The 15,042-nt window shown below is 68.6% G+C and carries 8 protein-coding genes; 4 read left to right on the top strand and 4 right to left on the bottom strand.

Translation table 11 applies throughout. The features are described 5' to 3' along the window. Positions 1 to 94 precede the first annotated feature (94 nt). Entirely contained in the window at positions 95 to 1,087 is a 993-nt protein-coding gene (araD1, locus tag ABDV68_RS05075) for an AraD1 family protein (RefSeq protein WP_343518607.1), read from the top strand. A 163-nt stretch (positions 1,088 to 1,250) separates the two neighbouring features. On the opposite strand, the gene ABDV68_RS05070 is transcribed toward araD1, so the two are convergent. Both ABDV68_RS05070 and ABDV68_RS05065 read right to left on the bottom strand, forming a co-directional pair. After that, the gene (locus tag ABDV68_RS05070) at positions 1,251 to 3,041 is read right to left on the bottom strand and encodes an IlvD/Edd family dehydratase (RefSeq protein ID WP_343518587.1); all 1,791 of its coding nucleotides are present in this window, start codon (positions 3,039 to 3,041) and stop codon (positions 1,251 to 1,253) included. A gap of 13 nt (positions 3,042 to 3,054) precedes the next feature. Next, positions 3,055 to 4,188, bottom strand: a complete 1,134-nt coding sequence (locus tag ABDV68_RS05065) for an aldose epimerase family protein (RefSeq protein ID WP_343518586.1) — start codon at positions 4,186 to 4,188, stop codon at positions 3,055 to 3,057. A gap of 116 nt (positions 4,189 to 4,304) precedes the next feature. On the opposite strand from ABDV68_RS05065, the gene ABDV68_RS05060 reads away from it, so the two are divergent. The 3 genes from ABDV68_RS05060 (at position 4,305) to ABDV68_RS05050 (ending at position 9,499) form a co-directional block, all read left to right on the top strand. Beyond that, on the top strand, positions 4,305 to 5,636 hold the full coding sequence (locus ABDV68_RS05060; RefSeq protein WP_343518585.1) for a sugar MFS transporter: 1,332 nt from the start codon (positions 4,305 to 4,307) through the stop codon (positions 5,634 to 5,636). A 136-nt stretch (positions 5,637 to 5,772) separates the two neighbouring features. After that, positions 5,773 to 8,409 carry a TonB-dependent receptor gene (locus ABDV68_RS05055; RefSeq protein WP_343518584.1) on the top strand — a complete coding sequence of 879 codons (2,637 nt, stop codon included), beginning with the start codon at positions 5,773 to 5,775 and terminating at the stop codon, positions 8,407 to 8,409. Between the two features lie 40 nt (positions 8,410 to 8,449). Beyond that, entirely contained in the window at positions 8,450 to 9,499 is a 1,050-nt protein-coding gene (locus tag ABDV68_RS05050) for a hypothetical protein (RefSeq protein WP_343518583.1), read from the top strand. A gap of 141 nt (positions 9,500 to 9,640) precedes the next feature. On the opposite strand, the gene ABDV68_RS05045 is transcribed toward ABDV68_RS05050, so the two are convergent. After that, positions 9,641 to 13,684 (bottom strand): glycosyl hydrolase, encoded by a 4,044-nt coding sequence (locus ABDV68_RS05045; RefSeq protein ID WP_343518582.1) that lies wholly within the window; start codon positions 13,682 to 13,684, stop codon positions 9,641 to 9,643. A 35-nt stretch (positions 13,685 to 13,719) separates the two neighbouring features. Next, positions 13,720 to 15,000 (bottom strand): four-carbon acid sugar kinase family protein, encoded by a 1,281-nt coding sequence (locus tag ABDV68_RS05040; RefSeq protein WP_343518581.1) that lies wholly within the window; start codon positions 14,998 to 15,000, stop codon positions 13,720 to 13,722. Positions 15,001 to 15,042 lie beyond the last annotated feature (42 nt).

The following is a 15,042-nucleotide window of genomic DNA, read 5'->3' as shown; positions in this document are numbered from 1 at the left end:
ACATAAGCACAGCGGCGGGTCCGGAGCAAACCGCCGCGCCCATTGCCCGAAATTAAATGTCGGACTAAATCCGCGACTCCCAATTGGAGGTTGCCTGATGTTGAAGCTGTCGCGCTATCGTTCTGAGGAGGGTGGCACCCGCCTTGTCGCCAGCATCGACGGCCGGGCAGGATTCGTTGCCGGCGCGCGCAGCCTGACCGAGCTGGCGAACCAGGCAATCGCGCTCGGCATCGGGCTGCGCGAGATGGTGGAGCGGGCGGGGATCGAGGGGCCGGTCGATCTCGCGGAAGCGCTGGCCCAGGGGCGGTTGCTCGCCCCGGTCGACCATGCCGACTCGGCGCATATCGTGTTGAGCGGCACCGGGCTCACCCATCTCGGCTCGGCCGAGGGGCGCGACAAGATGCATCGGGCGGCCGCGGCGGGCGAGAAGCTCACCGATTCGATGCGCATGTTCCTCGAGGGCGTCGAGGGCGGCAAGCCCGCGCCGGGCGATGTCGGCCAGCAACCCGAATGGTTCTACAAGGGCGACGGCTCGCAGCTCGCCGCGCCCGGCGCCGACCTGGTGATGCCCGCCTTCGCGCAGGACGGCGGCGAGGAGCCGGAGATCGCCGGCATCTACCTGATCGGTCCCGACGGCGCGCCGTGGCGGCTCGGCTTCTGCCTCGCCAACGAGTTCAGCGACCATGTGACCGAGCGGCACAACTACCTCTGGCTCGCCCATTCGAAGTTGCGCCAGGCGGCGCTCGGCCCGGAGCTGCTCGTCGGCGAGCTGCCCGCCGATGTCCGCGGCGCCAGCCGCATCGTGCGCGACGGTGCGGTGCTGTGGGAGAAGCCGTTCCTGTCGGGCGAGGCGAACATGTCGCACAGCATCGCCAATCTCGAACATCACCACTTCAAATACGCGCTGTTCCGCCGCCCGGGCGATGTGCACGTCCACTTCTTCGGCACGGCGACGCTGTCGTTCAGCGAGGGTATCGCGACGCGGCCGGGCGACGTGTTCGAGGTCGAGGCAGCGCCGTTCGGCCTGCCGCTGCGCAACCGGCTGGCGCGGGCCGAGGCGGAGGCGGTGACGGTGCGGGCGCTTTAAGGTCGCCGAGTTTCAAGCTCCCGCCGTCACCCCGGCCTTGTGCCGGGGTCCACAGCGCCGCACCGGCAGCCCTCAAACCTCCTGTCCGATGCCCGCCTCCCGGTGGACCCCGGCACAAGGCCGGGGTGACGAGGAGGGTAGCGGGTAGCGCCGATAAATAGCGCTAGTGATTGTCGCGCGGCAGCCCCTGGATCTGGGCGATGCGCTGGAAGCGCTCGGACCCTTCGAGGATCGCGCCGCTGTCCATCTGGCCGACCAGGTTGCGCTGGATCTCCTGCCACGGGGTCTGCGACGGGGGATAGCGGTAGCCGCCCTCGGCCTTGAGCGCGCGGCGGCGCTCGGCCCACTCATCCGCCGGGACCAGGGCATCGGCGCTGCCCTTGCGCAAGTCGATGCGGATGCGGTCGCCGTCGCGCAGCAGCGCGAGGCCGCCCATCGCCGCCGCCTCGGGCGAGGCGTTGAGGATCGAGGGCGACCCGCTTGTGCCCGACTGGCGCCCGTCGCCGATGCATGGCAGCACGGTCACGCCCTCGCGCAGCAGGTGCGCCGGCGCGCGCATGTTGACCACCTCGGCCGCGCCCGGATAGCCGATCGGCCCCGCGCCGCGCATCACCAGCAGCGTGTCGGCGGTGATGCCGGTCGCCGGATCGTCGATGCGCGCGTGATAGTCCTCGGGCCCGTCGAACACCACGACTGGCCCCTCGAAGGCGTCGGGATCGTCGGGGTTGGACAGGAAGTGCCGGCGGAACTCGTCGGAGATCACGCTGGTCTTGAGGATCGCCGCGTCGAACAGATTGCCGCGCAGCACGACGAAGCCGGCCTGTTCGAGGATCGGCGTGTCGATCGGGTGGATGACGCGCTCGTCGTCGATCTTCGCGCTGGCGCAATTCTCTCCGATCGTGCGGCCGTTGACGGTCAGCGCGTCCTCGCGGATCAGCCCGCGCGAGATGAGTTGGGCGACCACGGCCGGGACGCCCCCGGCGCGGTAGTAATCCTCGCCGAGATACTCGCCCGCGGGCTGCAGGTTGACCAGCAGCGGCACATCGTGGCCGAACGCCTGCCAGTCGTCGATCTTGAGCTCGACCCCCATGTGCCGCGCGATCGCGTTCAAGTGGATCGGCGCGTTGGTCGATCCGCCGATCGCCGAATTGACCGCGATCGCGTTGAGGAAGGCGTCGCGGGTCAGGATGTCGGAGGGCTTCATGTCCTCGCGTACCAGCTCAACCGCGCGCAGGCCGGTCTGGTAGGCGACTTCCTGCCGGTCGCGATAGGGGGCGGGGATCGCCGCCGAGCCGGGGAGCGACATGCCGAGCGCCTCGGTCAGCGAGTTCATCGTCGTCGCGGTGCCCATCGTGTTGCAATAGCCGGTCGACGGGGCCGAGGAGGCGACGAGGCGGATGAACTCGTCATCGTCGATCTCGCCCGCCGCGAGCAGCTCGCGCGCCTTCCACACGATCGTGCCCGATCCCGTGCGCTCGCCCTTGTACCAGCCGTTGAGCATCGGGCCGACCGACAGCGCGATCGCCGGGATGTTCACCGTCGCCGCGGCCATCAGGCAGGCGGGGGTGGTCTTGTCGCAGCCGATCGTCAGCACCACGCCGTCGAGCGGATAGCCGTACAGCGCCTCGACGAGTCCCAGATATGCGAGGTTGCGGTCGAGCCCGGCGGTCGGGCGCTTGCCGGTCTCCTGGATCGGGTGGACCGGGAACTCGATGGCGATGCCGCCCGCCTCGCGGATGCCCTCGCGCACGCGTTCGGCGAGCACGAGGTGGTGGCGGTTGCATGGGCTGAGGTCGCTGCCGGTCTGCGCGATGCCGATGATCGGGCGGCCGCTGCGCAGCTCCTTGAGGCTCAGCCCGAAGTTCAGATAGCGCTCGAGATAGAGCGCGGTCATGTCGACATTGTCGGGGTTGTCGAACCAGGCGGCGGAGCGCAGTTTTCTGTCTTCGGTCATCGTTCTCAAAAACTCAGGGAAGCACCGCGAGGCGGTAGATCATGACGTGGCGATAGGGCTTGCCCGGATCGACACGCGCGGAAACGAAGCGCGGCTGGTTGGGCGCATCGGGGAATTTCTGAGGCTCGAGCGCGATGCCGTCGCCCATGCGATAGACGCGGCCCTGCCGGCCCTTGAGCGTGCCGTCGAGGAAGTTGCCGCTGTAGAACTGGATGCCGGGCTCGGTGCTCAGCACTTCGAGGACGCGGCCCGAGGCCGGATCCTCCAGCCGCGCGGCGAGCGCGGGGGTGGCGGTCGGGCCCTTGTCGAGCGCGAAATTATGGTCATAGCCGCGGCCGGCCACGATCTGCGGATCGCGGCCGTCGCGCAGCCCGTCGGCGATGCGCCGGGGCTTGCGGAAATCGAACACGGTGCCTGCCACCGGCTTGAGCTCCCCGGTCGGGATGCGCTTGGCGTTGACCGGGGTATAGGACGTCGCGGGGATGGTCAGCAACTGGCCTGCGGTGCCCTCGGCCGCGCCGTCGCCGGCGAGGTTGAACAGGGCGTGGTTGGTCATGTTGACGATCGTCGGCTTGTCGGTCCGCGCCGCGAACTCGATCGTCAGGTCGCCGCCGTCGTTGAGCGCATAGCTGACGGTGACGTCGAGCTTGCCGGGATAGCCCTGGTCGCCATCCGGGCTGATGAGGCCGAGCACCACCTTCGCCGTCGGCCCGCTGGTCACCGACACGATCTTCCAGATGCGCTTGTCGAAGCCCTGCTTGCCGCCGTGCAGCGAATTGGCGCCGTCATTCTGCGTCAGCTGATAGTCGCGCCCGTCGAGCTTGAAGCGCCCGTCCGCGATGCGGTTGGCGTAGCGGCCGACGGTGACGCCGAAATAATTGGGCCTGGCCTCGTAATCGGCGACATCGTCATAGCCGAGGGTGATCTCGGCGGCCTTGCCGTCGCGGCCGGGCGCGACGAGCGACTGAAGCGTCGCGCCATAGGTGAGGATGCGCGCCTTGACGCCGTTGGCATTGCTCAGCGTCACCGCCTCGACCGGGCTGCCGTCGGCCAGGCGGCCGGCCGGCGCGCGCTCCGCCTCGGCGGCGAAGGCCGAACCGGCGGCGACCGGCGCCATCAGCGCCGCGGCATACAGCATTGCTCGCATTCACTCGCCTCCCCGCATCCGGCCCGGCGGCCATTGACGATGTTCCCTCCCCGCATATAGTCGGAGAAATAATCGGGCAAGCTGCTTGCACGGATAAAACACCCTGGAGACATTGAATGGCGCTTGCACCTTCCGACACGGCGATCGGCGAACGGGCGGCTTCGCCATCGTTCAACTACCGGCCGGCGCTGGCGCTGCTGGCGAGCCTGTTCTTCATGTGGGGCTTCATCACCGTCATCAACAACACGCTGCTGCCGCACCTGCGCAGCGTGTTCGAACTCACCTATACCCAGACCACGCTGATCGAGAGCGTGTGGTTCATTGCCTATGGCGTCGCTTCGATCCCCTCCGCATTCCTGATCGAGCGCATCGGCTACAAGAAAGCGATTATCATCGGGCTCCTGGTCATGGCCGTGGGGTCGCTGGGCATGGTCCCGGCCGCGCGCATCCCGTCCTATGAGGTGACGCTGCTGGCGCTGTTCGTGATCGCCTGCGGCATCGCGCTGCTGCAGGTCGCGGCGAATCCCTATGTGGCGGTGATCGGACCGGCGGAATCGTCGGAATCGCGTCTCACGCTGGTGCAGGCGTTCAATTCGATGGGCACGTTCTTCGCGCCCTATTTCGGCGGCTATCTCATCCTCAGCCGGACGACCGGGGGCACCTCGCTCGAGGGCGCGCAGATCACGGCGGCGGAGCGGCTGGCCGACGCGCAGGCGACTCAGCTGCCCTATGTCATGGTCGCGGTGGTGCTGGTCCTCATCGCCCTGGTCTTCTGGCGCGCCAAGCTGCCGGCGCTGGGCGAAGCGACTCGCCGCGCCCACGCCTCCGAGCGCACCACCGTCCCGCTGTGGAAGGTCTGGGCGCACCCGATCTACAAGCACCGCAACCTGGCCTTCGGCATCCCGGCGATCTTCATCTACCTGATCGCCGAGATCGGCGTCGCGAACCTCTTCATCAACTTCGCGATCCTGCCCGAGATCGCGGGCATCACGCCGGCCCAGGCGGCCAACTACCTCGTGCTGCTGTGGGGCGGGATGATGGTCGGCCGCTTTGCCGGCGCCTTCATCATGCGCGCCTTTCCCGCCGACAGGGTGCTCGCCGTCTATGCCGCGGCCGCGTTCGTGGTGATGGTCGGCGCGGCCACGCTGCACGGACCGCTGGCGATGTGGTGCCTGATCCTGGTCGGGTTGTGCCATTCGATCATGTTCCCGGCGATCTTCGCGATGGGGATCAAGGGCCTTGGTCCGCTGACCGAGGAGGCGTCCGGCCTGCTGATCATGGCGATCGCCGGCGGCGCGCTGGTCGTGGTGCAGGGCTGGCTGGCCGATACCATCGGCCTGCAGAACAGCTTCTGGCTGACGGTCGCGTGCGAGCTCTATGTGCTGTTCTACGCGCTGTGGGGCTCGAAGCCGACGGGGGCGCAGCTCGCTGCAGAGCTCGACAATTAGCAGCCATCAATAGTCGGACAAAAATCTGGAAGGGCATACGCTTTCGGCTTGATCCCGCCCCCTCTCAGCACATATTAGTCATATTATATGTGATGAGTCCCGCCTCGTAAGCGGGAGCAGGGAGAGGGAGTAGCGTATGCGTAGTCTCACCAACCTTCTGGCGAGCGCCGCGGGCTGTGCGATCGTCGTCGCTGCGCCGGCGCTGGCGCAGGACGGCGCGGGTGCGCCGCCGGCGCCCGCGGACGGCGCCGTGCAGGAGGCCGGGGAAGGCGAGATCATCGTCACCGGCATCCGCGGCAGCCTTCAGTCCGCACAGAGCCTCAAGCGCAACGCCGACCAGGTCGTCGACTCGATCGTCGCCGAGGACATCGGCAAGCTGCCCGACGTCAACGTGACCGAAGCGCTGCAGCGCGTGTCGGGCATCCAGGTCGGGCGCGACCGTGGCGAGGGCTCGGGGATCACCATCCGCGGCCTGTCGCAAGTCACCTCGACCTTCAACGGGCGCTCGGGCGGCAGCGGCCGCGGCGTCGATCTCGAGAACATCCCGGCCGAGCTGATCGCGCGCGTCGACGTCTACAAGACCCCGTCGGCCGACCTGGTCGAGGGCGGTATCGGCGGCCTGATCAACGTCGTCACGCGCAAGCCGCTCGACAAGCCGGGCTTCACGCTCAGCGGCTCGGTGCGCGGGCGCTATTCGGACCTGCCCGACAAGGTCGATCCGATGTTCTCGGCGCTGGTCAGCAACAGCTGGGACGTGGGCGACGGCGAGTTCGGCATCCTCGTCGCCGGTTCGTTCCAGCAGCGCGCGTTCGAGAGCCATGTCGTCAATGTCGGCGCGCCGATCAAGCAACCGGGGATCGGCGCCAACGCGGTGTCGCTTTCGGAACAATATCAGCCGGCGATCAACGCCGACCGCCGCCGTATCGGCATCGATGCGGTGATCCAGTACAAGCCCAATCCCGAACTCGAATTCTACCTCCAGGGCACCTATCAGGACGCCAACCAGCTCCAGAAGCAATATGGCCTGTACATCCGTTCGCTGGCCAACCGCAGCTTCGTGCCGGGATCGGTCGAGTTCTTCCCCGGCACGAACGACGTCAGCCAGGTGTCCTTCACCAACGTGCCCGTCCGCACGTTCGGCGCGGACCGCGACGCCTATGAGGAGAGCTGGCAGATCGCCGGCGGGGTCAAGTTTGATTCCGGCCCCAACCACCTGTCGATCGACGGTGCCTATACGCGCAGCAACGGCCAGCTCTACTACAGCGAACTCAATCTCGAGACGGTCGCGCCGCGGGTCGATTTCGATGTGACGACATTGCCCGGCACGGCGCAAATCAGCGGCGTCGATCTCACCAGCCTCGACAGCTTCACCGTCGGCGGCCTTGCCCGCAACATCAACCTCTCCGAAAGCGAGTCGAAGCAGCTGCGCGCCGATGCGTGGTTCGAGATCGACAGCAATTTCCTGAAGTCGATGCACATCGGCATCCGCTGGACCGATGCCGAGACCCGGTCCGACCAGCTGCGCTTCTCCCAGACGGCCCGGGGGCCGGGCGGGGTCGCGCTGCAGGCCTCGGCCTTTGCCGACCTGTTCATCCCCAATCCGCTCAACCAGATGTTCGGCGGCAGCACGCTGATCGAGCAGAATTTCCTCGCCGCCAACCATGAGCTGCTCGACGGCGAGGGGTTCAATGCGCTGCGCACGCGGCTCGGCACGACCGCCGACTATTTCTTCAACCCGCTGTTCGGCTATCGCATCGGGGAAAGCACGCTCGCAGCCTATGTAATGGGCAAGTTCGAGGTCGACGGCCCGGTCCGTGTCGACGGCAATGCCGGAGTGCGCATCGTCCGCACCAACCTCAACGTCAACGGCACGCGCGCGATCTTCGAGGAGATTCCCGGCAGCAATCCGCCAGCGTTCCAACAAGTCGGCTTTGCGCCGGTCGAACTCGACTCGCAATATGTGAGCGTGCTGCCGAGCGTGAACGTCCGCATCCGCTTCACCGACAATCTGCAATTGCGCCTCGCCGCAGCGAAGACGCTGACGCGGCCCGGGTTCAGCTCGCTGTCGCCGACGCTGTCGCTGGTCCCCGGCCAACGCACCGGCTCGTCCGGCAATCCCGATCTGCGGCCGCTGCGCGCCGACCAGCTCGACGCCAGCCTCGAATATTATCCGTCGCCGACGAGCTCGGTCTATCTCGCCGGCTTCTATCGCGAGATTTCGGACTTCCTCACCACGCGTACCAGCGACCAGCGGGTCGACGGGATCGACTACAGCATCAGCCGGCCGTTCAACGAGCTGGGCGGCAAGATCAAGGGGCTCGAGGTCGGCGGACAGACCTTCTTCGATTTCCTGCCCGGCCTGCTCAGCGGCTTCGGCGTGCAGGCCAACTACACCTTTGTCGACAGCAAGACCGACACCGCGGTCGCCGGGCTGCAGGTGCCGATCGCCAACCTCTCGAAGCACAGCTTCAACACCAGCCTGATCTACGAGAAGGGCGGGCTGTCCGCGCGTCTCGCCTATAACTGGCGCGACAAATTCTATTCGAGCCTGCTCAGCAACGATCTCGTCAAGAACGAGCCGGTCTACACCCGTGCGCGCGACTGGCTCGATGCGTCGATCGGTTATGACATCACCGACAAGATCACGGTGACGGTCGAGGGCGGCAATCTCCTGCGTTCGAAGACCCGCACCTATTTCGGCGTGCCGACGCGGCCGGGCAATTACGAACAGGATGCAAGGACGATCATGGCCGGTGTCCGCTTCACGCTCTGAGTCCCCCCTCCTCCCCGCCGCTTCGGCGGCGGGGACCCTTTTGGAGGTCACGCGGCGCACGGCGCTCGCTGGGCTGTGCGCGAGCGCGGTCGCCGGTCCTGCCCTGGCACGCGAGCGCGGGATCGACCTCGCCCCGTTCCGCACGCCGCACAAGCTTGGCCGGCTGATCGTGACGAAGGGCGACGATCCGGCCGGCTTCGACGGCAAGTTCGTCGATGCGCCGATGGTCTTCCGCGGCCCCGACCGCTTCTACATGACCTTCTACGGGTTCGACGGCACCGGCTACCAGACCGGGATCGCCGAGAGCCAGGATCTGATCGCCTGGAAAAAGCTTGGGATCGCGCTCGCCCGCGACCCGAGCTCGCCGATCACGCGCTACAATATCGCGATGTCCTCGATCCTGCGCGAGCCGGGGCTGCGCTCGGCCGGGCGGCCGCTCAAGGTGAAGGGGCGCTACGTCGCGAGCTGGAACGCCTATCCCAGCCCGGGGATGGAGGAGGGGCCGGCGGTGATCGGCCTCGCGTGGAGCGACGACCTGATCCGCTGGGAGCGTGACGACACGCCGATCCTGCGGCCCGAGGACGGCGCCGAATGGGAGCGCGGCGGGCTCTACAAATCCTATCTTACCCGCGACGGCGACACCTTCTACCTCTACTACAACGCCAAGAACCGCGACGTGCCGTGGCTCGAGCAGATCGGCGTCGCCACCTCGCGCGACCTCAAGACGTGGACGCGCCATCCGGGCAATCCGATCGTCAAGGTCGGCGCGCCGGGATCGAACGACGCGCGCTTCGCCGCCAATCCCTGGGTGCTGCGCCACAAGGGGCTGTGGGCGATGTATTATTACGGCTACACCTCGCGCCGCGGTGCGCGCGACCTGCTCGCGATCGGGCGCGACCCGTTCAACTTCGAGAAGGTCGCCGAGCCGATGATCGACCGCGGCGTGCCGGGCAGCGTCGACGAGACCCATGCGCACAAGCCGTCGGTGATCTGGCACGACGGCGCGCTCTGGCATTTCTACTGCGCGGTCGCGGGCACCTGGCCCGACGAAGTGCGCGGCATCTCGGTCGCGCGCTCGACGCCGTGGTAAAAGTGAATCCTCCCCCGCCAGGGGGAGGTGGCGCGCGAAGCGCGACGGAGGGGGAGGAAGCACCACCTCTGAATCGTGTCCGCCCCCTCCGTCAGCCTGCGGCTGCCACCTCCCCCTGGCGGGGGAGGATTGAGAGACCGCCTACTCCACCTTGATCTGATCGGCGAACACCACGCGCACCGGGCCGAGCAGCCCGGAGTCGAGCAACGGCTCGTGCGCCTGGTAGAAGGTCCAGGGCGTGAAGGTGACGCGGCCGCCCGCGGGCTTGGCCTGGCCCGCCCTGTACCAGTCGGGCAGCGCGGTGATCTTGCGCGCCATCACGTCCTGCTTCTTCCCGTTGGCGAGGATGCGCTGGCCGATCGCCCAGTCACCGTCGACGAACTCGCCCTCCTCGGGCAGCGCGGCGTCGGCGATCATGCGGTTGGCCCAGAGATTGGTGACCGCGAGCGAGACCTGGTTGGCGCCGGGGCGCACGGCATCGGTGATGTCGACGCGATAGGGCTCCTTCCATGTCACGCCCAGATCCTTGCCGTTGACCGTGACGCCCGCGAGCACCTCGACCCGGCCGAGGTCAAGGAAGACGCGGCGGCCCTTCTTGAGTGCGTGCGCGGGCACGTCGATCGTGCGCGTATAGGTTGCGGTGCCCGAGAAGTGGCGGACGCCGGCGTCTTCGTGGCGGCTGAGCGAGTAGAGACTGGGCAGGGTGATCCTGGCCGGCGCGCCGCGGCCGGGCTGGAGTGCGACCTCCCACGGCCCGTGCACCGCGATCGGCGCGGGCAGCTCGGCCTCGAACTTGCCGCCGTCGCTGAGGGTGTAGCTGCCGCTCTCCCATGCCAGTGCCTGGAGGTCGCCATAGCGGTCGCGGCTGATCTCGGCGGGCGCAGTGGTCAGGACCGGCGCGGGCGGTCCGGCGGCCGCCTCGGCGGCGATCTCCTCGGCCGAGCGCACGCGCGCCTCGGTCCGCGCCGGGGTGAAATTGCCCTCGAAGCCATAGGTGACGCCGACCGGCGCGGGGGCGGCGTTGCCGCCGGCATAGACGGTGCGGCCGCTCTTCTTGCCGGTGCGGACGAGCTTGCCGTTCAAGTAGAGGCGCGGCGTGCCCTTGTCATAGACCAGGGCGACATGAGTCCAGCCGGCGACCGGGGTGTGGCTGACCAGCACCGCGGGCACGCTGTCGGGCGATACCCGCTCGATCACGAACGCGCCGTTGCGGCCGAGCGCGAGCCCGGCGATGGCGGTCTTCGGCCCGTGGATGTCGCGGCCCGAGCGGGCGGGGATCAGATACTGCTTGCCGGTCTCGTTGATGCGGCCCTCGGCGCTCTCCTCGGGCATCAGGCGCTGGTCGATATCGGGCTTGGCCCAGAGCGAGATGGTGAAGCTGTTCGAGGGGGTGGGCGGGACCACCGGCTTGGCGGTGGCGTCGACGAAACGCCGGCCGTCCTTCGCCGCCCAGTCGATCCGCTTCGCCCCGGCGGCGAAGTCGAGCGTCACGAAGGTCGATCCGGCGGGCGAGAGGTCGAAGGTCACCTCGGTGAAGTCGCGCTCGGTGCGGAACAGCGCGGGGCGGGTGATGCCGCCGGTCTCGGCGTCCCACAGCGAGGGCGCCGCGCTGCCGACGCGGAAGGTGCAGGTGACTCGCTCGGCCCGGCGCTGGCGGTTGGCGACGAAATAGATGTCGTTGGCGTCGGTCTTGCGGTGCAGCCACACCACTTGTCCGTCGGGCGTCGCGGTGCGGCAATCCGCGTCGGGCGCGACCTTGAGCGCGGCGAGCGCGTCGTCGACCGACCCGCCCGGGAAGACGCGGCCCTTGCCGACCTTGCGCGCCGCGCCGCCATCGCCCCACACCGCATCGACCGCGCTGCGGAAGGCGGCGTCGCCTTCGGCCTTGCCGGCCATCGTCATCGGGTGGACCGGCTTGGGCCCGAGCACCGCCATGCCCGCCTCGACCAGCTCGCGGATCTTCGCGGCGAGCTGCGGGGTCATCGTGGTGATGTCCTGCGGGATGACGAGCAGGCGATAGGCCGCGCCGTTGGCGAGCACGACCTGGCCGTCCTTCACCTTCGCGCGGGTCAGGAGCACCTCGGCATTGACCAGGTCGTACTGGTGGCCGGCGGGGACTTGCGGGTCGAAATGCACGCCGATCTTCGGATTGGTGTCGGGCGAGACCTGCGGGCGGACATATTCGGCCTGGTTGGGACTGTCCTCGCCGACGAAGTAGAGCACGTCGGCGACGTAGGTGCCCTGGCGCAGCATGTACTGGCTGCGCGCGAGATACTCCATCCACGGCCTGGCCTGCCGCACCCAGGTGTTCGAGGGCTCGAGGTTGATGCCCCACGGCCCCATCGCCATGCCCGGCAGCGCCTTGGGATTGGGCTGGTGCGCCCAGCGGTGGAAGAAGATCTGGTTGAAGCCCTGCGCGAACATCTGGTCGCCCAGCGTCTTCATCGAATAGGGATAGTCCTGCCAGCGGCTGGTCTCGGCCTCGCCGGTGAAGGCCTCGGCGGCGATGACGTTCTTGCCGTAGACGTGCCCGGCGGACGCGACCATCTTGACCGTGCGGTTGTCGGTCCAGGGGGTGCGCGACCAGAATTCGGTCATCGGCACCTGGGCATGGCCCGACACCTGAAGCGCGTCGAACGGGCCGGGGCCATAGCCCTCGATATGGAATTTGAGGCCCGCATGGTTCACGCGGTCCTGCATCCGGCCATAGTAATTGTCGGCCATCAGGTCGGCGAGCGTGCGGCGGAAGTCGAACAGGAAGCGGTTGGAGACGTCGAGGTCGCCGACGATCCGGCCGGTCAGCGCGGGCAGGAAGGGCGTGACCGCATAGCCGTTGCGCTTCTGGAAATCGGCGGGGAGCGCGGGGGTCCAGTTCTGCATCCCGGCTTCGAAGCTGTCGATCTCGATCATGTCGAACGCCTTGCCGGCGAGCGGGCCGGCGGCCTTGACCACCTTGGCGAGGGTGCTGTCGAACTGGTGGTCGACCGCCGCTTTGCTCAGCTTGTCGACCTCGAGCCCGCGGCCCGAATCCGATGCGGCGACGTTGAGCTTGCCGGTCGGGGTATGGCCGAAGCGCATCACGGTCCACTCGCCCGCGGGCGGAGTCCAGTTGAGCGTGCCGGCGGCGTCGAGATTGGCGGTGATGTCGATCACCTGCGCCGGATCGATCGCATATTGCGGCTTGAGGTCGGCGGGCGGCTTCTCGGCCGGGCCGGCCATGACGAAATCATGCTCGGCCTTGAGGTCCCAATTGTCGATCCGCGGCGTCGCATAGATCAGCGCCTCGGCGAGCTTGACCCTGGCCGAGGGGGTGATGCGGAAATAGATCGCCTCGACATTGGGAAAGTTGAGCGTGCCGGGGGATTCGATGCCGCGCTCGGGGCCGACGCTGACCTTGCCGACGCTCGACCAGGTGACCCCGTCGACCGAGGCCTCGACCGTGGCCGAAAAGCCCGGCGCTTCCTTGACCGCGTAGAGCGTGATCGCCTGCGCGGCGAACGGCTTGTTCATCGTCACGACCAGCGGCGTGGTGGGCGAGACCTCGACCGCGGTGTGGAGGTCGCGATCGGTCAGCGTCGCTGGCTGCACCGCCGCGCCCGCGTCCATCGCCACCACCGCCGCGCGATACTGGCTTTCGTCGCCGGGCGAGGCGGGGAAGGCGATCACCGCGGCGTCGCGATAATAGCCCTCCTTGGTGTAGGGCTGGGGCAGCTGCAGGCTGACCGGCGCGGTGCCGTCGCCGGTGACGCGCGTCTCGGTCCACACGATCTGCTGCATCGCCTGGTCGGGCTTGATCCACGGCCCGCCCGAGGACGACCAGCCCGGCGCATTGTGCAGCCCGACCTTGAGCCCGAGCTCGTCGGCCTTGCCCATCATGTGAGTCATCAGGTCGAGCCATTGCGGGCTGAGATAGTCGACCGGGCCCTTGGGCACGTCGCTGCTGCCGTCGAACATCAGCACACCGCCGATGCCGATGTCGCGCATCGCCTGGAGATCGGCGTCGATCCCCTCCTTGGTGACGTTGCCGTTCATCCAGAAATAGAGCGTGTGCGGGCGTGCCTCGGCCGGCGGGTTGCGGAACTTGTCGGGATCGGGGGCGGGCTGCGGTACGCGCTCCTGCGCCGCGCTCGTCGTCGCGAGCGCCGCCAGCGCCGTTCCCATCGCCCAACGCGCGACCCGTGTCATTCCGCTCTCCCTTTTTGCGGCCGTTGCCGCCTGTCTTAGCCGCCGCGGCGGACCGTCTCGAAGAAATCCTCGCCGCCCATCTGGCCGCCCTTGAGCACCAGCTCGAGCCCGTCGATCGCGGGATCGGCGGCGTGGGCGCGCACCAATGGCGCGCCGCGCTCGACCGGGGCGGCCCAGGTCAGCGCGTCGATGCCGAGCTGCGCGACGCCATGACTGGAGGTGTCGCCGCCGGCAAACAGTAGGCGGGTGAGACCGGCGCGGCGGACGACCTCGCGGGTGACGCGGCCGAGCGCCTGGCCGAGCTTCTCGCCCGCCGCGAGAGCATCGGCGTCGAGCGGGCCTTCGGCGGAAGCGATCAGCGCGCGGCTGCCCTGGGCGAGCGCGGCGAGGGCGGCGTCGGCGAGGCGCGCTTCCTCGGCCATCGAGCCTTCGAGCAGTGCGGGCACGTCGGCGCGCGCGGCGGCGAAGCCGTCGGCGGCACTGCGTGCGATCTGGCGCGCGGTCACCGGCGAGCAGCTGCCGCTGACGACGAGCAGGCGTTCGGCCTCGGCGGCGCGGGTCGCGGCGGGCTTGCCGTCGATCACGCCCTCGGCCTGCCACGCCAGCACCAGCGCGCGGGTCACCCCCGAGCTGCCCGCGGCGAAGCGGATGCGGCGCGTGCGCAGGATCGTGCCGGTCGCGGCGAGATCGGCGAAGGTCGTGCCGTCGAACAGCACCGCATCGGACTCGCGCACCGCGTCGAACGCGGCCTCGGCCTCACCCGACTGGATGCGGTCGAGCGGGACATGGCCGATCCTCGCGCGGGTCTGCGCGGCGAGGTGGCGGATCAGGTCGGCTTCGTGCATCGGCGTGACCGGGTGGCGCGACATGGTCGGGTGGCGGTCGATGCGGTGGACCTGCGCGCCCGCCGCCGCGAAGAGATTGGCGAAGGCGACGTAGCGGCCGAGATGCGGCGCGGCGACGACGATCGCGCCGGGCGCGCCGAAGCTGCGCACGCCGATGTCGAGCGCGCGCCCGATCGACCCGACATGCGGCGCGCTGTCGAAGGTCGAGCAGGTCTTGTAGTGGACCAGCGCCGCGTCGCTCAGCGCCGCGAACATCGCCGGCAGCTCGGCGTCCATCCATTCGGGCGGACGACTGCGCGCGTCGCTGGCGATGCCGATCGCGCGCGCCTCGGGGAAGCGGGCGCGGAGCGCGGCGTCGGGCGTGCGCAGGAACAGCACCGCGGGCACCCCGCCCTCGGCGAGCTGCTCGAGCACGTCGGTCGAGCCGGTGAAGTCGTCGCCGACGAACGCGTAGAGCGGCGCGCCGTTCATGCCGCGGAAGTTGACACTAGCTTGACACTATCGGCGCGTGTC

It is taken from the genome of Sphingomonas sp. (genome assembly GCF_039595165.1).
Taxonomy (GTDB): domain Bacteria; phylum Pseudomonadota; class Alphaproteobacteria; order Sphingomonadales; family Sphingomonadaceae; genus Sphingomonas.
This window is presented reverse-complemented; position numbering and strand designations above follow the sequence as displayed.

What these genes read in the sequence shown, in the direction of transcription:
- ABDV68_RS05040 (WP_343518581.1), bottom strand. Translation starts at nt 15,000, where the DNA reads ATGAACGGCGCGCCGCTCTACGCGTTCGTCGGCGACGACTTCACCGGC.
- ABDV68_RS05055 (WP_343518584.1), top strand. Translation starts at nt 5,773, where the DNA reads ATGCGTAGTCTCACCAACCTTCTGGCGAGCGCCGCGGGCTGTGCGATC.
- ABDV68_RS05070 (WP_343518587.1), bottom strand. Translation starts at nt 3,041, where the DNA reads ATGACCGAAGACAGAAAACTGCGCTCCGCCGCCTGGTTCGACAACCCC.
- ABDV68_RS05060 (WP_343518585.1), top strand. Translation starts at nt 4,305, where the DNA reads ATGGCGCTTGCACCTTCCGACACGGCGATCGGCGAACGGGCGGCTTCG.
- ABDV68_RS05065 (WP_343518586.1), bottom strand. Translation starts at nt 4,188, where the DNA reads ATGCGAGCAATGCTGTATGCCGCGGCGCTGATGGCGCCGGTCGCCGCC.
- ABDV68_RS05045 (WP_343518582.1), bottom strand. Translation starts at nt 13,684, where the DNA reads ATGACACGGGTCGCGCGTTGGGCGATGGGAACGGCGCTGGCGGCGCTC.